The organism is Campylobacter concisus (assembly GCF_003048405.1).
GTDB lineage: Bacteria > Campylobacterota > Campylobacteria > Campylobacterales > Campylobacteraceae > Campylobacter_A > Campylobacter_A concisus_Q.
Window position 1 is genome coordinate 1 of sequence record NZ_PIQS01000002.1, and the last position, 17,627, is coordinate 17,627.

General features: G+C 37.8%; 12 protein-coding genes and 2 pseudogenes. 6 read left to right on the forward strand and 8 right to left on the reverse strand.

The window, feature by feature from the left end; genetic code table 11:
• Positions 1-119 precede the first annotated feature (119 nt).
• From sdhA to sdhE, 3 genes are read left to right on the forward strand one after another with little or no spacing between them, the layout of a single operon-like run.
• Positions 120-1,982: an 8-methylmenaquinol:fumarate reductase flavoprotein subunit gene (gene sdhA / locus CVT18_RS05430; protein WP_103629381.1), complete on the forward strand. Its 1,863-nt coding sequence runs from the start codon at positions 120-122 to the stop codon at positions 1,980-1,982.
• A gap of 9 nt (positions 1,983-1,991) precedes the next feature.
• Complete coding sequence (gene sdhB / locus CVT18_RS05435) at positions 1,992-2,957, forward strand: 8-methylmenaquinol:fumarate reductase iron-sulfur subunit (protein ID WP_103629380.1); 966 nt, start codon at positions 1,992-1,994, stop codon at positions 2,955-2,957.
• A gap of 2 nt (positions 2,958-2,959) precedes the next feature.
• Complete coding sequence (gene sdhE / locus CVT18_RS05440; protein ID WP_107824321.1) at positions 2,960-3,817, forward strand: 8-methylmenaquinol:fumarate reductase membrane anchor subunit; 858 nt, start codon at positions 2,960-2,962, stop codon at positions 3,815-3,817.
• 136 nt (positions 3,818-3,953) lie between these two features.
• On the opposite strand, the gene htpG is transcribed toward sdhE, so the two are convergent.
• The gene (gene htpG / locus CVT18_RS05445) at positions 3,954-5,810 is read right to left on the reverse strand and encodes a molecular chaperone HtpG (RefSeq protein ID WP_103629379.1); all 1,857 of its coding nucleotides are present in this window, start codon (positions 5,808-5,810) and stop codon (positions 3,954-3,956) included.
• Between the two features lie 309 nt (positions 5,811-6,119).
• Between htpG and CVT18_RS10785 the strand changes: the two are divergent.
• Both CVT18_RS10785 and CVT18_RS10790 read left to right on the forward strand, forming a co-directional pair.
• A pseudogene (locus CVT18_RS10785) lies at positions 6,120-6,953 on the forward strand (Cache 3/Cache 2 fusion domain-containing protein); the annotation flags it as partial.
• A 27-nt stretch (positions 6,954-6,980) separates the two neighbouring features.
• Positions 6,981-8,033, forward strand: a pseudogene (locus CVT18_RS10790) (methyl-accepting chemotaxis protein); the annotation flags it as partial.
• Positions 8,034-8,177: 144 nt separating this feature from the next.
• Here the strand turns inward: CVT18_RS10790 and CVT18_RS05455 are convergent.
• The 6 genes from CVT18_RS05455 to CVT18_RS05480 are packed head-to-tail and all read right to left on the reverse strand — an operon-like array spanning position 8,178 to position 13,073.
• Complete coding sequence (locus CVT18_RS05455; protein WP_234410300.1) at positions 8,178-8,852, reverse strand: lysophospholipid acyltransferase family protein; 675 nt, start codon at positions 8,850-8,852, stop codon at positions 8,178-8,180.
• Positions 8,833-10,128, reverse strand: a complete 1,296-nt coding sequence (locus CVT18_RS05460; protein WP_103629376.1) for an SH3 domain-containing protein — start codon at positions 10,126-10,128, stop codon at positions 8,833-8,835. Before CVT18_RS05460 ends, CVT18_RS05455 begins: the two co-directional genes overlap by 20 nt.
• Positions 10,122-10,787 (reverse strand): phosphoribosylformylglycinamidine synthase I, encoded by a 666-nt coding sequence (purQ, locus tag CVT18_RS05465; RefSeq protein WP_103629375.1) that lies wholly within the window; start codon positions 10,785-10,787, stop codon positions 10,122-10,124. The genes CVT18_RS05460 and purQ overlap by 7 nt, the downstream gene beginning before the upstream one ends.
• Positions 10,784-11,020 (reverse strand): phosphoribosylformylglycinamidine synthase subunit PurS, encoded by a 237-nt coding sequence (gene purS, locus CVT18_RS05470; protein ID WP_021091323.1) that lies wholly within the window; start codon positions 11,018-11,020, stop codon positions 10,784-10,786. Before purS ends, purQ begins: the two co-directional genes overlap by 4 nt.
• An 8-nt stretch (positions 11,021-11,028) precedes the next feature.
• On the reverse strand, positions 11,029-11,739 hold the full coding sequence (gene purC, locus CVT18_RS05475; RefSeq protein ID WP_021091373.1) for a phosphoribosylaminoimidazolesuccinocarboxamide synthase: 711 nt from the start codon (positions 11,737-11,739) through the stop codon (positions 11,029-11,031).
• Between the two features lie 17 nt (positions 11,740-11,756).
• On the reverse strand, positions 11,757-13,073 hold the full coding sequence (locus tag CVT18_RS05480) for a S41 family peptidase (protein WP_374048482.1): 1,317 nt from the start codon (positions 13,071-13,073) through the stop codon (positions 11,757-11,759).
• Between the two features lie 207 nt (positions 13,074-13,280).
• On the opposite strand from CVT18_RS05480, the gene CVT18_RS05485 reads away from it, so the two are divergent.
• Positions 13,281-15,854 (forward strand): ATP-dependent Clp protease ATP-binding subunit, encoded by a 2,574-nt coding sequence (locus tag CVT18_RS05485; RefSeq protein ID WP_103629373.1) that lies wholly within the window; start codon positions 13,281-13,283, stop codon positions 15,852-15,854.
• A 106-nt stretch (positions 15,855-15,960) separates the two neighbouring features.
• Here the strand turns inward: CVT18_RS05485 and CVT18_RS05490 are convergent, their stop codons facing one another.
• A complete protein-coding gene (locus CVT18_RS05490; protein WP_103629372.1) occupies positions 15,961-17,499 on the reverse strand; it encodes an inorganic phosphate transporter in 1,539 nt (512 codons plus the stop codon).
• Positions 17,500-17,627 lie beyond the last annotated feature (128 nt).

Here is a 17,627-nt window from a genome sequence, read left to right on the forward strand (position 1 = left end):
ATTTAATGTAATCTTTCATTATTAATTATTTAATTAATATTGTTGTTTTAAAAAATATTAAGAAATGAACTGGCGGTGCGTTTTAAACGCTAAAAATTTACTAAGATAGGAAGTTATCAATGAGTGAAAAATTTACCAGAAGAGAATTTCTACAAAGTGCCTGTATCAGCGTAGGTGCGCTAGCTACAACGGCTGGTGCGACCAATGTTTTTGCTGGTGAGTTGCCAAAAGGTAATGAAAATGGCTTACCATCTGTTGATGTGCTAATAATCGGCTCTGGTGGTGCTGGACTTCGTGCAGCAACAGCCGTTCGCAAGCAATATCCAAACTCAACCGTCGTTGTTGCTACAAAGATGATGCCATCACGTAATGCGACCTGTATGGCAGAGGGTGGAATAAACGGCGTTACTGACTTTAGTAATGGCGATAGCTTCAAGCTTCACGCTTATGACACAGTTAAAGGTGCGGCTTATCTTGCTGATCAAGATGCAGTTGTGAAATTTTGCGAGGCAGCAGGCGCAGTCATCCACGAGCTAGACCACAATGGTATGCTCTTTTCTCGTATAGATAATGGTGACGTGTCCCGTAAAGATAATGGCGATGTTGCTTTTCGCTTCATGGGTGGTGCTAGTAAAAAGCGCTGTAACTACGCGGCTGATAAAACTGGCCACGTTTTGATGCACGCCTGTCTTGACGACGCTATCACAGCTGGCGTTAAATTTCTAATGGATCATGAGCTACTTGAGATCGGTCTTGAGGATGGCAAGGTTGAAGGCGTTGTTCTTCGCAACATCCAAGATGGTCAAATTTACCCAGTTCTTTGCAAATCTCTAGTCATTGCAACTGGCGGATACACTAGAATTTTTTATAACCGCACATCAGTTCCATTTATAGCAACTGGTGATGGCATCGCTGCTGCGCTTAAAGCAGGTCTTGGTTTTGAAGATCCTGAGATGCTTCAGTTTCACCCAACTGGCGTTCAAAATGGTGGCACACTAATCACTGAAGCAGCTCGTGGCGAGGGTGGATACTTGTTAAATAACAAGGGCGAGCGCTTTATGAAAAACTATCATGAAAAGATGGAGCTAGCTCCTCGTGACGTTGTCGCTCGTGCGATCGAGACAGAAATTCGCGAGGGTAGAGGCTTTGGTGAGGGTATGAGCGCTTACGTGCTTTGTGACGTTCGCCATCTTGGCAAAGATACTATTATGAAAAAGCTTCCAAAAATTCGCCACACAGCCATGCTTTTCCAAAATATTGATCTAATCGAGCAACCAGTGCCTATTCGTCCAACAGCTCACTACTCAATGGGTGGCATAGAGGTAGCTAAATTTGATGATATGAGCACAAAAATCTCTGGAATTTATGTAGGTGGCGAGGCTTCATGTGTATCTATCCACGGCGCAAACCGCCTTGGTGGTAACAGCCTAACTGACGCAGTTGTAACTGGCGATCTAGCTGGCAAGGGTGCTGGCGCTTACGCTCAAAATGCAAAATTTGCAAGCGGCAAGAAAACTTCTGAGCTAGCAAAAATGTGGCAAGATAAATTTAAATCTATCGCAACAGGCGAGGGCGGTGTGAACGACATGTACGCACTTCGTGAAGAGCTTGGTAAAAACAACTGGGATCTAATGGGTATCTTTAGAACTGGCGCAAAACTTGATCAGCTCTCTAAAAATTTAGAAGCTATCCAAGCAAAATATGACACCCTTAAAGTGCCAAATCAAAACCCAGTCATGAACACAGCATTTACTGACTATGTCGAGCTTGGCAACCTTATACTTCTTTCTCGTGCAGCATGCCTTGCAGCGCAAAATCGTCTTGAGAGCCGTGGTGCTCACACAAGAGAGGACTATCCAAAAAGAGATGATGTAAATTTCTTAAAACACAGCATAGTCACACTAAAAGACGGCAAGCTTGAGCTTAGCTACAAAGACGTTGTGACAGGCATATTTTCACTTGATGGCAAGAAGCCAGAGTAAGGAGCTAGGATGAAAATTATTATCGACCGTTTTGACGGAACTAAAAAATATGAATCAACTTATGAGCTAACAAATGAAGAGATCAAAGGCAAAACTCTTTTAACAGTGCTTCTTGATATCAAACAAAAAAAGGATGCGACGTTAAATTTCACAGCATCTTGCCGCTCAGCGATATGTGGAGCGTGCGCTGTTAGAGTAAATGGCCACTCATATCTAGCCTGTGATACGAAGATGAATGAGCTTTTGGCGGAGTATGATAACCCAGAGAGTATAAGAATTTCGCCTCTTGGAAATTTTAAAGTGATCTCAGACCTCATGGTGGACTGGGAACCAAGTATTGAAAATTTACGCAAGATTAGGCCTAGCATTACAGCTAAGTCAGAATTTAGCGCAGAAAAAGGCTGTAAGCAAAGTCAAAAAGAGTATGAAAAAGTAGCGCTTGAATGGGACTGCATACTTTGTGGAGCCTGTGCTAGTGAGTGTAATAAACTTGAAGCAGACGCGAGCGATTATATGCAGCCATTTGTATTTGTGCATGCTTATAGAGCTGCATTTGACTCACGTAGCAAAGATCCTATGCCGCACCTAAAACCAGCTATAGATAATGGCCTTTGGATGTGTGTAAAATGCCAAGAGTGCGCTGATCGCTGTCCAAAAGGCATAAGCGCATGCAAGGATATAACCGATCTTCGCATCATGGCTATACAAAAAGGCTTTGATGATGGCATGGGACCAGATCACGCTGAAGCGTTTTTAACCGATCTAGTTGATGGCTCAGGCAGACTAAATGAGATCAAGCTTGCACTTCGCTCTGAGGGAGTGTTTAGAAATATGGGCAAAATGGATATCGCTGCAAATTTAATGCTTGCAGGTAAGATGAATCCACTTCATATTTTCGGCGAAGAGGACATAGAAGGACATGATGATCTAGTAAAAATGATAAATGCGGCTCGCAAAGCTGCTAGTAAGGAGTAATTATGCAAAACGAATTCGCTTTTTTCCCAGGATGCGTACTCTCTCAAGCAGCTAAAGAGGCTAAGATGTCGCTTGAGGCTATCGCTCCGATACTTGGCTGGAAGCTTCACGAGATAAAGGGCTGGAGCTGTTGTGGTGCCCAACAAGCACAAGACGTCGATCCTATCGCTACGCTTGTGGCAAATGCTAGAAACATAGCGCTTGCAGAGCAGATGAATATGCCTATGCTTACGACATGCTCAACTTGTATGCTAACTCTAACAAGAGCTAAAACTACGCTTGATAAGGGCGCAAAGGATCGTATAAATACTTTCTTGGCTGAGGGCAATATGAAATATAATGGCTCAACCGAGATCACAAGCCTTCTTTGGGTGCTTTATCAAGACGTAGAAACACTAAGAGCAAAGGTTGTTAAGCCACTTAGTGGGCTAAAAGTAGCACTATTTTACGGCTGTCATAGCCTAAGACCTGAAAAAGATCTTCATAACAGGGAAAGCTCAGTCAATCCAAAGAGCTTTGAAACCGTTGTAGGCGCACTTGGCGCTACTATCGTGCCATTTGAGAAAAGACTTGACTGCTGTGGTTTCCATGCTAGCTACCCAGCCGGCACATCTGTAAGAAAAATGTCAAGTCAGATCGTAAATAACGCCGATGAAAACGGCGCTGACGTAGTTGTCACACCATGCCCACTTTGTCAAATGCAACTTGACATCTACCAAGAGAGATATCAAGATGAGAACCACTCAAATGTGAGAAAACCAATCATTCACCTATCTCAGCTTGTAGGTCTTGCACTTGGACTATCTGTTGAAGATCTTGGACTTGATCTAAACATCATCGACGCTACCAAGATAGCGTAAATTTTATCCCACGTCTTTTGGCGTGGGAAATTTAGCTTACACAATTAAATTTTTACCGTAATAAAGATAATAAATATAGGAAATTAATTTTATAGAAGCAGGTTAAAGCCCAAAATTTCTCTTGGGCTTTATAAAATTAGATAGCTTTTATCATCACTTTCGTTAATAGCTCTGAAAATTTAGCAGGATTTTCTAGGCTCATGCCCTCATTTAGCCTTGCCATATCAAGAAGCAAAGGTGCGATGTCGTAAATCATAGCTTCATTTTTCTCTAGTTTTGCAAAAATTTCATGATCAGCATTTATCTCCAAGATCGGTTTAACTTTTGGAGCGTTTGCGCCTTGTCCCATTTGTTTTAGCATCTCTTGCATAGCATAATCGGGATCGTTTTTATCGTAAATTAGCACCGCAGCCGAGCTTGATAGTCTTGAGCTTAGTCTTACATCTTTTACCTCGTCTTTTAAAATTTCTTTCATTTTAACAAGCGTATTTGCAACTTTGCTTTCGTCTACTTTTTCATCGCTTTTTATCTCGTCATTGATATCAGCGTGTGAGACTGATTTTAGAGGTGTTTTATCAAATTCATTGACCATTGGCATAACTATCGTGTCGACCTCTTCGTCCATTATTAACACTTCGATGTCGTTTTTCTTAAAGCTTTCAAGAAGTGGCGAATTTCTTAGCATATTTTCGTTGTTGCCGCTGATGTAGTAGATCGACTTTTGATCCTCTTTCATCGCCTCTTTGTACTCTTTTAGGCTGATAAGTCCATCTCTTTTTGAGCTTTTAAATATGCAAATGTCTAAAATTTGCTCTTTTTCAGCGTTAAAGCCGTAAAGTCCCTCTTTTAAAACCTTGCCAAATAGTTTGTAAAATTTTATGTATTTATCGCGGTCGCTCTCTTTTACTTTTGAAAGCTCGCTTAAAATTTTCTTCACGCTTTGCTCTTTGACGCTTCTCATGATCGCATTTTCTTGTAAAATTTCACGGCTAACGTTTAGCGGCAGATCCTCAACGTCGATCACACCTTTGATAAATCTTAGATAAGGTGGCAAAAGCTCTTTTGCATCGTCAGTTATAAAAACCCTCTTCACATAGAGCTTCACGCCACTTTGATAATCAACCCTAAAGAGGTCAAACGGCTCAGTGCTTGGCACATAGAATAGCGTCGAGTACTCGATCTTACCCTCAGCTTTTGTGTGGATATAAAGGAGCGGATCGCTGCTGTCATGTGAAATTTGCTTATAAAAGTCGTTGTAGTCTTGCTCTTTTAGGCTGGCTTTATTTAGCTTCCAAAGCGCATTTGCTTTGTTTATTTGCTCGTTTTTGGTCTCATAAGTGCCTTCTTTTTCGCCTTCTTTTGGAGCGACATAGCTTTGTTTATCCATAAATATAGGATAAGGAATGTGGTTTGAATACTTCTTGACTATCTCTTCTATACGCCAAGAATTTGCAAATTCATCGTCGTTTAAATGCAAGATAATATCCGTGCCAAAGCCATCTTTTTGAGCATCTTCGATCTCGTAGCTTTTTGCATCAGATGTCCATTTATAGGCCTTCTCGCTTAGTGCTCGTTTGCTTATGACTTCAATCTTGCTTGCCACCATAAATGCTGAGTAAAATCCCACGCCAAACTGACCGATCAGCGAGCTATCTTTTTTAGCATCGCCGCTTAAATTTTTCATAAAGCCTTTTGTGCCGCTTCTTGCGATGGTACCTAAATTTGCGATAAGCTCATCTTTATCCATACCGATACCATCATCGCTAATGGTTAAAGTCTTAGCCTTATCATCTACTTTGATGTCGATCCTTGGAGTGTAGCTTAGACTTTTATACTTTTCATCAGTCAAGCAAAGGTAGTTTAGCTTGTCAAGAGCGTCGTTTGAGTTTGAGATGAGCTCTCTTAAAAATATCTCTTTGTTTGAGTAAAGAGAGTGGATCATCAAATTTAAAAGGTCATTGACCTCAGTTTGAAATTCAAATTTATCTGCCATTTTGATTTCCTTATTTTAAAATTTTTGGCAGATTATAACACAAAGTGATAAAAATATACTTAACCTTGATAGTAATACTATCAAGGTTTTTAAAATAATTTTTTAAAATGATTTCAAAAAAGTTATAGTTTATGAATAAAATAATAATGATAATTTATTAATTATTATTAATTATGCATTCTTGTATAAAGTTTATTTAAAATAGTGCTATAATCAAGGCGAAATTTTTTGAAAAAAGGAGACAAAATGAATTTACGAAGCATTTTGGTAAAAGTTTCAGCAACGATTGCTACGGTTTTGGCAGTATCTATGACATGTTTTGTCATATATACATCAAATATTTTAGAGCGCGAGATAAAAGATGGTGTGCTTACGACAGTAGAACAAAACGTCCAGCTTGCTATGAATACGGTTAAATTATTTGAGAAAGATAATGTAAGTAGTGCAGAGCTAATAATGAGTGTTTTTAAAGAGATTATCGGAAAAATTTCAACTAATCACCAGATGAGCAAGACTGACAAATACGAAGCGATAGATCTAATGTCTCAAAATGGTATTTTAAACAACAACTACGATATTCTGGATAAATTTAATAAAGCTACAAAAGGTGGAATTTCAACGATTTTTGCAAAATCAGGTGATAATTTTTTAAGAGTTAGTACATCGGTAACGAAGGCTGATGGTAGTAGAGCTGTTGGTACTATGATTGACAAAAACGGTCAAGTCTATAAAAATATCATGAATAAAGAGAGGTATATAGGCGTTGTAAATTTATTTGGACGCAACTATATGAGCATTTATGATCCTATTATTGAAAATAACGAGGTAATAGGAATTTTATTTGTTGGCTATGATCCTACCGAGGGATTAAACAATATGAAAAAGACTTTTTCTGAGATGAAACTTGGTAAGCATGGATATTTTTCTCTTTACAATACTAAAACTGGTAAATTTGACTTTCATCCAACCAAGACAAATCAAGAGCTAAGTAGTGAATTAAAAACTACTATGGATAATATTGTTAAAAAAGGAAAGGGTATTGAGCCTATTATAATTGATGGGGTTGACTGCATAGTTGCTTTTGAGTCATTTGATAAACTAGACTGGATGGTTTTAGGTTCAGCTGTTACTGATGATTTTTTAACACCACTAAAAGTAGTTAGTAAAAATTTCATTATAGCAAGTACCATAGTTACCTTGCTTTTGATAGCTGTTTCGATGTTCTTGCTTAAGAAGATGGTTGCAAATCCTATTGATAGACTAGGAACAAATTTAAATGCGATAACATCGGACTTTACAATTAAAATTCCTATTTATGGTAAAGATGAAATAGCTAAAATAAGTAAAGATATAAATGATTTTATTGAAAGAATAAGGGTATTAATAAGTGATACAAAGCACCTTTCAAGTGAAAATAGTTCCGTTGCAAATGAGCTTAGTTCTACATCTCTTCAAACAGGCAAACGTGTAGAAAAATCAACTGAAATAGTAGAAGAGACAAATCAAAGATGTAAAGTAATGCAAGAAAATATGAAAGAATCTTTAGCAGTAGCTCAGGCCGGCAAAGACGATCTTCAAAAAGCAAGCACACATATAAAAACGGCAACTGAAGCTATAAGATCGCTATCAGCACAGATTATTGACTCTGCTAATGTAGAAAATCAAATGGCTGATAAGATCGATCAGCTTAGTCGTGATGCCGAGCAGGTAAAATCAGTCCTTGTTGTTATCAATGATATAGCTGATCAGACAAATTTACTTGCACTTAACGCAGCTATTGAGGCTGCAAGAGCAGGTGAGCATGGACGAGGCTTTGCCGTCGTTGCTGATGAAGTTAGACAGCTAGCTGAGAGAACTCAAAAGAGTTTAACTGAGATAAATGCTACTATTAACGTCATTGTCCAAGCGATCAATGATAGTAGCGAGCAAATGGGTATCAACTCTAAACAGATCCAAGATCTAACTCACGTGGCAAGCGACGTTGAAAAAACTATAAATGTTATGAGTGAGACGATGAATAACGCCATAGCAATGTCTGATAAGACTATGCAAGACTACATCGCAACTGGCAAAAATGTAAATGAAATCATGGAAGGCATCTCAAATATCAACCAAATTTCATCAGAAAATGCTAGAAGTGTCGAAGAGATAGCTTCAGCAGCAGAACATCTAAACAAGATGACAGATGCATTAAATTCAAAACTTAGTGTCTTTAGGACTTGAAAGCTTACCTCTTAAGCTAATATTTTTAGGTCTAGCTTTCGCCGGACCTTTTTAAATTTATTGATAAAAATTTCTAGTATATAAAATCAAATTTTTATAGATAATGATATAGAGTAGGGGCTTTGTAAATTTGCAAAACTAAATTTATTTTCTATTTTCGTCTAGGACTTTTTGCATACTCTCTCTAGTCGTCTCTAGCCAGTTGTCTTTTGAAGTATCGACTAAATCAAGACAAAAGAGCTTGATATCCGCTTTTTTAAAGCTAAATTCTTTTACTTTCATCGCGTCGCTTCCTACAATAACGATAGGCTGAACTTTTAAATTTAGCTTTTCAACTAATAGTTTTGCACCGCCCTTAAAAGGTAAAAGCTTATTAGTTTGAGATCTAGTTCCTTCGGGAAATATGGCTAAAACGCGACCATTTTCAACTCTATCTTTTGCTTCGCTTAAAAGCTTTATAAGAGAGTGTTTATTTTCACGCTCAACCGCTATCATTTTTGGCAAGCTTAAAATTTTACCAATTATAGGAATTTTACCGATCTGTGCCTTTGCAATCCAGCAGACATCTTTTGGGTGAAGCTCTTCGATGACGATGATATCAAGCATGCTTTGGTGGTTTATAAGTAAGATATTTGCCTCATCACTAAAATTGCCTATCACTTCAAGTTTATATCCACCAAAAAACCTTTGCGACCTTCCCCAAAATTTTCTTATGGCTCTATTTTTATCATTAAATAGCCACATAAAAAAGACGACTAGAATAACGCTGATAACAAACTCAATAGCAAAAAATAAAGCTCTAATTTTTAACAAGATTATCCTTTTTTACCCAGCCAATCTTACCATCAGCAAATAAAATTTTTGAGTAGTCACCTTTTGTGTCTAAAATTTCTACATTTTCATTTTTACGGGATGTGTAAAAGATGGTTGAGTTTTTTGTGGGCAAGATCGAAACGCTAATATCTGGTTTTAGAACAGCCTTACCAAAAGGGTTGTAGGTATAAATTCCAAGTGCTATAAAAATGGTTGCTACGAAAAAGTAGCTAAGCCTTCTGCGCCAAATAGCTAATAATATAAAAATTACCGCACAAGAGTAGATCGTGACATCTTTATAGGTGCTAAACTCGCTTTGTTTTGGGTTTAGTCCGATTTGTGTGCTGACATCGTCATCTTCGACACTCACTGGCAAAGAAAAGCTTTCAAATTTAGCCTTTTTTAGGTTGTAGTAGTTAAAGTCAAGCGATTTTTTGTTTGGCTTAAATACTGCAAAATAATATGCACTTTGTGAGTTAAAGTCGCCATTTATCGTATCTACGCCTTGCTTTAAAATTGTCTTATTTTCTATATTAAAAGCACTTAGATCTACGTTATTGCCATAAATTTCAACGACCATGATATTGTTTATATCATCAAATTTTGTTGTCTTAAATTTCTTAACTTCAAGATTATCAGCCACGATATGGTTGTAGTTCTCATCACTTCTAAGCTCTTTTAGCTTTGGCAAAAAGATATTTATATTTGAGCTTTGATAGTTTTCGCCATTTCTTTTTAGATCCAAGCCAACTTTTAAAGTCTTTGCGTCAATGCTTGTTGCCTCAAGATAAAAAGTACCTACATATTTGTTGTCTTCACTTTTTACCCATTGAAAATTTTTCTTATTTAGCCATTTGATATTTGTTTCATCAAGCTGTGTCTCAAACTCAAACTCAAAGTCATTTTGTGTATCAGCCACTATCTCAACACTAAAAATTTCTCCTATAACAACATTTTTTGGTACATTTGTGGCTTTTAAAAGAAGCTCTTTTACCTTGATCTTATCATATACTTGATTGTCTGGGACGCTAATATCTGGCTCGTTTGTTGGAACGATGTTTCGCATCTGCTCTGGAGTGATACGCTCTGGCTGTGGTGATACAAATTTTCTTGAAAAATCTTGTTCTTTTGGCGGTTTTTGAGTTTTTGGATTTGAAGTAGGGCTATTTACAAATTTATCCTCCCTAGCTTCGTCCATCATGTCAAAAACGCTTACTTCATCGGTATTTACAGCAAATAAATTTAGTACGAGTAGGGAGATAAAAAGAAAATGTTTTACCAAACTAGACCTTTTAGCATCTTCATACCATCATCTGTACCTAAAATTTTCTCACAAGCGCGCTCTGGATGAGGCATAAGACCAAAAATCTTTTTGCCCTCATCGCAAATTCCAGCTATATTGTCGACTGAGCCATTAGGATTTATTTCGTTGCCTTTAGCATCGCAATATTTTAGCAGTACTTGCTCATTGTCATATAGGCTTTTTAGCGTATTTTCGTCAGTGTAGTAGTTGCCTTCTCCGTGAGCGATAGGGATATTAACCACTTCATTTTTGGCTAAATTTGCTAAGAATTTATTGTTATTTGAGATTACCTTTAGGTGGTGATATTTTGAGACGAAATTTAAATTTTCATTTCTTCTCATCGCACCCTTTAAGAGTCCAAGCTCAAGTAGCATCTGAAAACCATTGCAAATCCCTAAGATATAGCCGCCTTTTTTTGCATGCTTTTTTACAGCTTGCATAGCTGGGCTAAATTTAGCTATCGCGGCTGTTCTTAGATAGTCGCCATAGCTAAAACCGCCTGGAAGCACGACCAGGTCAGCATCTATTTTATCTTCTTTGTGCCAAATGATCTGTGTTTGGCATCCAAGTAATTTAAATGCGTGAGCTGTGTCTTCTTCGCAGTTTGTGCCAGGAAAAAGTATTATCGCTACTTTCATAGCACGATCTCATAGTCTTCGATGACGGTATTTGCTAAAAGCTCTTCGCACATCACTTTTAGCTGCTCATTCGCTTTAGCTTTATCACTCTCATCGATATCTAAAACAATTTGTTTGCCTATCCTGACATTTGATACACCGCTAAATCCGAGAGAATTTAAAGCGTGCTCTACTGCTTTGCCAGCAGGGTCAAGGACCCCACTTCTTAATGCTATATTTACAACAGCTTTCATCTTTGTCCTTATGATAAAATTCTTCTTAAAACTTCTTCATAAGCAACTTTTACGCTACCAAGATCTTGTCTAAATCTATCTTTGTCAAGTTTTTCATTAGTTTTAGCATCCCAGAATCTACAACTATCAGGGCTTATCTCATCAGCTAAAATGATATTGCCATCTTTGTCGATACCAAATTCTATTTTAAAATCAACTAGTTTTAGATCTCTTTCGGCAAAAAATTTAAATAATATAGAGTTGATCTCTCTAGCTGTGTGTCTTAGAGTTTGAAGGTCTTTTTCACTCTTTACTAGACCCATGATGATGCAGTGCTCATCGGTTACTAATGGATCGTGTAAATCGTCATTTTTGTAGTAAAACTCAACAAGCGTAAAAGGTAAAACTGTGCCTTCTTTTATGCCAAGTCTTTTGCTTAGTGAACCAGTTGCGATATTTCTCACAACAACTTCAAGAGGTATGATCTCGCATTTTTTGACTACCTGCTCAGTGTCGCTGATAGTCTCAACTAAGTCAGTCACGATGCCTTTACTCTCTAAAAGCTTAAAAAGCTGTGTTGAAATTTTATTATTTAATGCGCCTTTACCAGCTTCGTTGCCTCTTTTTTGAGCATCAAATGCTGTTAGATCGTCTTTAAATTCAGCCACAAGTAAATTTGCATCGTCTGTGGCATACATTTTTTTACCTTTTCCCTCGTAAATAAGCTCTCTTTTTTGCATGGAGATCTCCTTCTAATTTATTGTTTTATTTTTAAAATTTTGATCGTATCAATTGCTGTTTTTAATTGAATATCTTCATCAACTTTTTTTTGCGTGATTATCTTTTTATCATCTTTTGCTTCAGTTTTATTGCCCTCGCTTGTAGGATTTATCTTGTTTAGCTCGCTTTTTAGGTGTGCTTTTAACTCGCTCTCTTTGATACTAAATGCACTATCGTCGCTTTGCGGTACTTTGCCAGGATGCACGACTACATCAGGTGTTACGCCAACTGCTTGAATAGTTCTGCCACTTGGCAAGTAGTATCTTGCGATGGTTAGCCTTAATGCTTCTGTGTCGTCTATTGGAAGGATTACTTGAACGCTTCCTTTGCCAAAGGTGTTTTCGCCGATTATTACAGCACGTTTATGGTCTTGAAGTGAGCCACTTACGATCTCGCTAGCACTAGCACTTCCACCATTTACTAGTGCAACAAGTGGTAGTTTTGAAAGAGTTTTACTCGTACTTGCTTTATACTCTACATTTTCAGATGCGTCGCGACCCTTTTGAGAGACGATGATGCCGTTATCTACAAAAAGATCAACTAGATCGACAGCTTGATTTAAAAGTCCGCCAGGATTATTTCTAAGATCAAGTATGATACCACTTGCTTTTGGATATTCTTTGATCGCTTCTTTTACCTTTGTAACAACATTTTTGTCAAAATTTGTAACACGCACGTAAAGAATGTTGTCATTTTCTATCATTTTTGCATAGACAGACTCAACTTTTATAAGATCTCTTATGATCTTTACGTCAAATGGTTTTTGCTCACCTTTTCGCAAAATTGTGATAGTTATTGGAGTTTTTGGCTTGCCGCGCATTTTATTTACAGCTTCATCTATTGTTGTGCCGATAGTTGAGTTCCCATCTATCCTTAAGATAATGTCGCCTGATTTTATACCTGCTTTATCAGCTGGGGTATCTTCTATCGGTGAGATAACGGTTAGTGCGCTATCTTTCATGCCAACTGTTATGCCAAGGCCACCAAATTCTCCACTTGTTTGCACCTGCATATCTTTGTAAGCTTTTTCATTTAAAAAGCTTGAGTGGGCATCTAAATTTTGCATTAAACCAGCAATGGCTTTATCGATGATCTCTTTAAATTTAATGTCATCAACATAGTATTTTTCAACGGTTGAAATTGTTTTTGTAAGCTTTGAAAGTGCTTCAAGCTTCGCACTTGCTTCGTCTTCACTCTTTGCAAAAAGTGCATTCACTGCTACGCTTGAGATAAGCAAAGCACCTGTAATTTTTAGTGCAAAAAATCTACTAAATTTATTCAAAATTTCTCCTATAATTTTTGGCTCAATTCTATTAGCTTTTGGCTAAAAAAAGTATAAATTTAAGCTTATATTTTTGCTTTTAGATAGTTTTTGATACAAATTTATAACAGCAAATTTTAGCAATTAAATAAAAAGAGTGACAAGCATTATAAAAATACTTGACAATATAAGACTAAAGTTATATAATGGCAACCATATAAAATAACCCAAGGAGATTTAATGGCTGATATAACAGAAAATTTAACAGCTCAGATGCAAGAAACTCTTGAAAAAGGTATTAGTTTAGCGATATTTTCTAAAAATCCGCAAGTTGTTCCGCTTCATATTTTTTGGGCTTTGCTTGCAGATAGCAATTCCATTTTAAACCAAGTGTTTAATAAAATGAATGTAAGTAAAGATGCTGTCGAGCTTGAAGTAAAAAGTAAAATTTCTTCACTTCCAAGCAGCTCAAATGTCACAAAAGATAATGTTTCAGTTTCAAGAGAGCTTATAAATTCTCTTGAAAATGCAAAAGCGTTGATGGTAAGCATGGGTGATAGTTACATCGCTGTTGATACATGGATCATCTCATCTCTTGAACTTAGTGAGATCAAACAAATTTTAAGTAAATTTTGCGATATCTTAGAGATCAAAAAGAACCTTGAAAGCATAAGAGGTGGTAAAAAGATAGATAGTCAAACTGGCGATGATACCCTTGATAGTCTAGAAAAATTTGGCATAGATCTCACACAAAAAGCACTAAATAAAGAGCTTGATCCAGTCATCGGCCGTGATGAAGAGATCACTAGAATGATGCAAATTTTAATAAGAAAGAGCAAAAACAACCCTATCTTGCTTGGTGAGCCAGGTGTTGGTAAAACAGCCATCGTTGAGGGGCTAGCTCAAAAGATAGTGGTTCGCGATGTGCCAACAAGCCTTGCAAACAAGCGTGTCATCGCGCTTGATATGAGTGCAGTTGTAGCTGGCGCAAAGTATAGAGGTGAGTTTGAAGATAGACTAAAAGCTGTCATCGACGAGGTTAAAAAAGCTGGCAACATCATACTTTTTATAGATGAAATTCACACCATAGTTGGAGCTGGTGCGAGCGAGGGTGGCATGGACGCTGCAAATATCCTAAAACCAGCTCTTGCACGTGGAGAGCTTCACGCCGTTGGTGCAACAACATTAAAAGAGTATAGAAAATACTTTGAAAAAGATGCAGCACTTCAAAGACGCTTCCAACCAATAGACGTCAAAGAGCCAAGTGTAAATGAGGCTTTGCAAATTTTACGTGGTATAAAAGAGCGCCTTGAAGTTCACCACGGCATCACCATAACTGATAGCGCACTAGTTGCCGCAGCAAGGCTAAGTGACCGCTACATCGCAAACCGCTTCTTGCCAGATAAGGCGATCGACCTTATCGACGAGGCAGCAGCTGAGCTTAAGATGCAAATAGAGAGCGAGCCATACGAGCTTTCAAAGATAAAACGTGAGATCGTGACGCTTCAGGTAGAAAAAGAAGCTCTAAAGATGGAGGATGCGGATAAAAATAAAGAAAGACTTGGTGAGATCGAAAAAGAGATAGCTAATCTAAATGAGAAAAAGCTGGCACTTGATACAAAATTTGAAAATGAAAAGGCTGTTTTTGGAGGAATTTCAAAAGCCACAAAAGAGATAGATAGCTTAAAATCACAAGCTGAAATAGCAAAAAGAAATGGTGATCTTCAAAAAGCAGCTGAGATAGAATACGGCAAAATAGCAGATGCCAAAAAGCATAAACATGAGCTTGAGGAAAAATGGGAAGGCATGAAAAAAGAGGGCGTGCTCCTTAAAAATCAAGTTGATGAAGAGCTTGTGGCTGAAATTTTGAGCAAATGGACTGGAATTTCAGTTAAGAAGATGCTAACAAGTGAAAAAGAGAAATATCTCCGCATTGAGGAGCATCTAAGAGAGAGCGTTGTCGGTCAAGATGACGCATTACACGCACTTGCACGTGCTGTTAAGAGAAATAAAGCAGGACTAAACGAAGGCCAAAGGCCGATTGGTTCATTTTTATTTCTTGGACCAACAGGCGTTGGTAAAACTCAGTCTGCTAAGGCTTTGGCTAAATTTTTATTTGATGATGAGAAGGCGCTCATTCGTTTTGATATGAGCGAATATATGGAAAAACACAGCGTGAGTAGGCTTCTTGGTGCACCTCCAGGATATGTTGGATATGACGAGGGTGGTCAGCTAACAGAGGCTGTTCGTAGACGACCTTACTCGGTCATACTTTTTGACGAAGTTGAAAAGGCACACAAAGACGTATTTAACATACTTCTTGGCATACTTGATGATGGACGTGCGACTGACAATAAAGGTGTAACAGTTGATTTTAAAAACACTATCATTATTTTAACTTCAAACATCGCTTCAAGTTTCATAATGGAGCTAAAGGGTGAAGAGCGTGACGCTGCTGTTAAAAATGAGCTTAAGAACTACTTTAAACCAGAGTTTTTAAATAGGCTTGATGACACCATCATCTTTAATCCTTTAAATGAAGAGGGTCTAATCTCTATCGTTGAAATCATGTTTAAAGAGCTTGAAAAAACTCTTCATAACCGCGGTATCAAGGCAATTTTGAGCGAAGAGGCTAAGAAATTTATCGCAAAAGCTGGCTTTGACATAGTTTATGGCGCAAGGCCTCTTAGAAGAGCGCTTTATGAGCTAGTTGAAGATAAGATCGCTGATATGATCTTAAAAGATGAGCTTGAAAGTGGCGATGAGATCACCATTGATAGCGATGGTGAGAAGATCATCATTAAGAAGAAATAACTTCAAATTTACTTGGCAGGTTGTATCAACTTGCCAAGCTCTCATATAAATTTTTATACAAAAAATATCTAAAAAATAGGGCGATTTTTGTTATTTAAAAATATATCTAAACGCCTAAAAATTTAGCAAGGGCAAAATAAAATATAGCTGATGAGATAGCAGCTGCTGGAAGCGTGATGAGCCAAGCAAGAATGATTGGTCTTACCATTTTCCAGTTTGCATTTTTATTTACGATGCCAATGCCCAAAACCGCACCTATTAGGATATGCGTCGAGCTAACTGGTATGCCAAGCTTTGTAGCTAGAAGTATAACGATACTTGAGGCAAGCTCCGCGCTAAAGCCAGTTGTAGGTAAAATTTCAGCTAGTTTTGAGCCGATAGTGGTGATGACCTCTTTACCTAAAAACCAAAGTCCAACGACAAGCGAAATTCCAAAGGTTACCATTGCGATGCTTGGTATGGGTGAACTTTCGTTTATAGAGCCAGTTTTTAGCACGTCGAGTACGGCGGCAAATGGTCCAACTGCATTTGCAATATCGTTTGCTCCGTGTGAAAACGCAAAAGATGAAGCGGTAAAAATTTGAAACCATGAGAAAATTCTATTGATACTCTTTTCGCTATCGTTTTTGCTCATGACATTTATGATAGCAAGGCTTGCAAGATACGCTAGAGCACCGATGACGAAGATGATCCAGATAGTTTGGATGATGCTAAAGGCTAAATTTATATGCTCAAGCCCTTTAAAAAGCATCATTGATGAGATGACCATTGCTGCAAATCCAGCGATAATTGGGATATGCTTTTTCATCGCTTTAAAAGTGTCTATCTCTTTTTCGCCGTCTTTCATAATGCGAATTTTTGAGCGGTACTCGCTGTATTCAGTGGTTTCGATCTCGTCCTCGTCGATAACTGCGATCTTTGAAAGAGTAGCTATTTGCTCCTCAGCCGGCTTTGTTTTTAGTGCCTTTATAAAGCTTTCTTTATAAGCTTTTCGCTCAGCTTTTAGAGCTTTTAGGTTCATTTTGAGCTCATGTGTTGGCTCAATAATCTTACTTTTTACGTAGCCAAATATTATGTAAGACATCACGCCGCCAAGTAGTGGTGAGATAACCCAACTTACGGCGATCCTGCCGATCTCGCTCCATGAGACCATGCTAAATGGCTCTGGATCTTTTATCATAAAACCCATAGCAAGTCCTGCGCCAACGATGCCACCAACGATCGAGTGGGTGGTTGAGACTGGCAGACCTTTTTTGGATGCGTAAAATAGCCAAAGCCCAGAGCTAAGAAGGGCTGAGATCATGATGATGACAAATTTCATCGGGTTTAGATCGCTTGGAAATTTCACGATCTCGTTTCTAATCGTATTTGTAACCTCAGATCCTGCAAATATCGCACCGCTAAGCTCAAAAATGGCTGCGATGATGAGAGCTTGCTTAAGCGTAAGAGTCTTAGCGCCAACGCTTGTGCCAAAGCTGTTTGCAACGTCATTTCCACCGATATTAAAGGCCATAAAAAGACCAAACATGCCGGCGATCAAGAATAAAAAGTAGTTATTTGTCGGGATGTACTGATAGCCCCAAACGAAAAATCCAACGCTACAAATTGCAAAAATAACAAATGCCAATAAGTTATCTCGAAGCAATCAAGCCCCCTTATAAGGTTTTTGATAGGGATTATATCTTGAAAAATATTAAAGTTTTTAGAATTTTTCAACTTTAAATGATACTAAATTATCATATGTTAGAATCTACAAAAAATTTTAAGGATAAA

Bases quoted from the DNA above. Each gene is read 5' to 3' on its own strand.
- purS (WP_021091323.1), bottom strand. From the start codon at position 11,020: ATGAAAGCTGTTGTAAATATAGCATTAAGAAGTGGGGTCCTTGACCCT.
- htpG (WP_103629379.1), bottom strand. From the start codon at position 5,810: ATGGCAGATAAATTTGAATTTCAAACTGAGGTCAATGACCTTTTAAAT.
- sdhE (WP_107824321.1), top strand. From the start codon at position 2,960: ATGCAAAACGAATTCGCTTTTTTCCCAGGATGCGTACTCTCTCAAGCA.
- purQ (WP_103629375.1), bottom strand. From the start codon at position 10,787: ATGAAAGTAGCGATAATACTTTTTCCTGGCACAAACTGCGAAGAAGAC.
- sdhB (WP_103629380.1), top strand. From the start codon at position 1,992: ATGAAAATTATTATCGACCGTTTTGACGGAACTAAAAAATATGAATCA.
- sdhA (WP_103629381.1), top strand. From the start codon at position 120: ATGAGTGAAAAATTTACCAGAAGAGAATTTCTACAAAGTGCCTGTATC.
- CVT18_RS05485 (WP_103629373.1), top strand. From the start codon at position 13,281: ATGGCTGATATAACAGAAAATTTAACAGCTCAGATGCAAGAAACTCTT.
- purC (WP_021091373.1), bottom strand. From the start codon at position 11,739: ATGCAAAAAAGAGAGCTTATTTACGAGGGAAAAGGTAAAAAAATGTAT.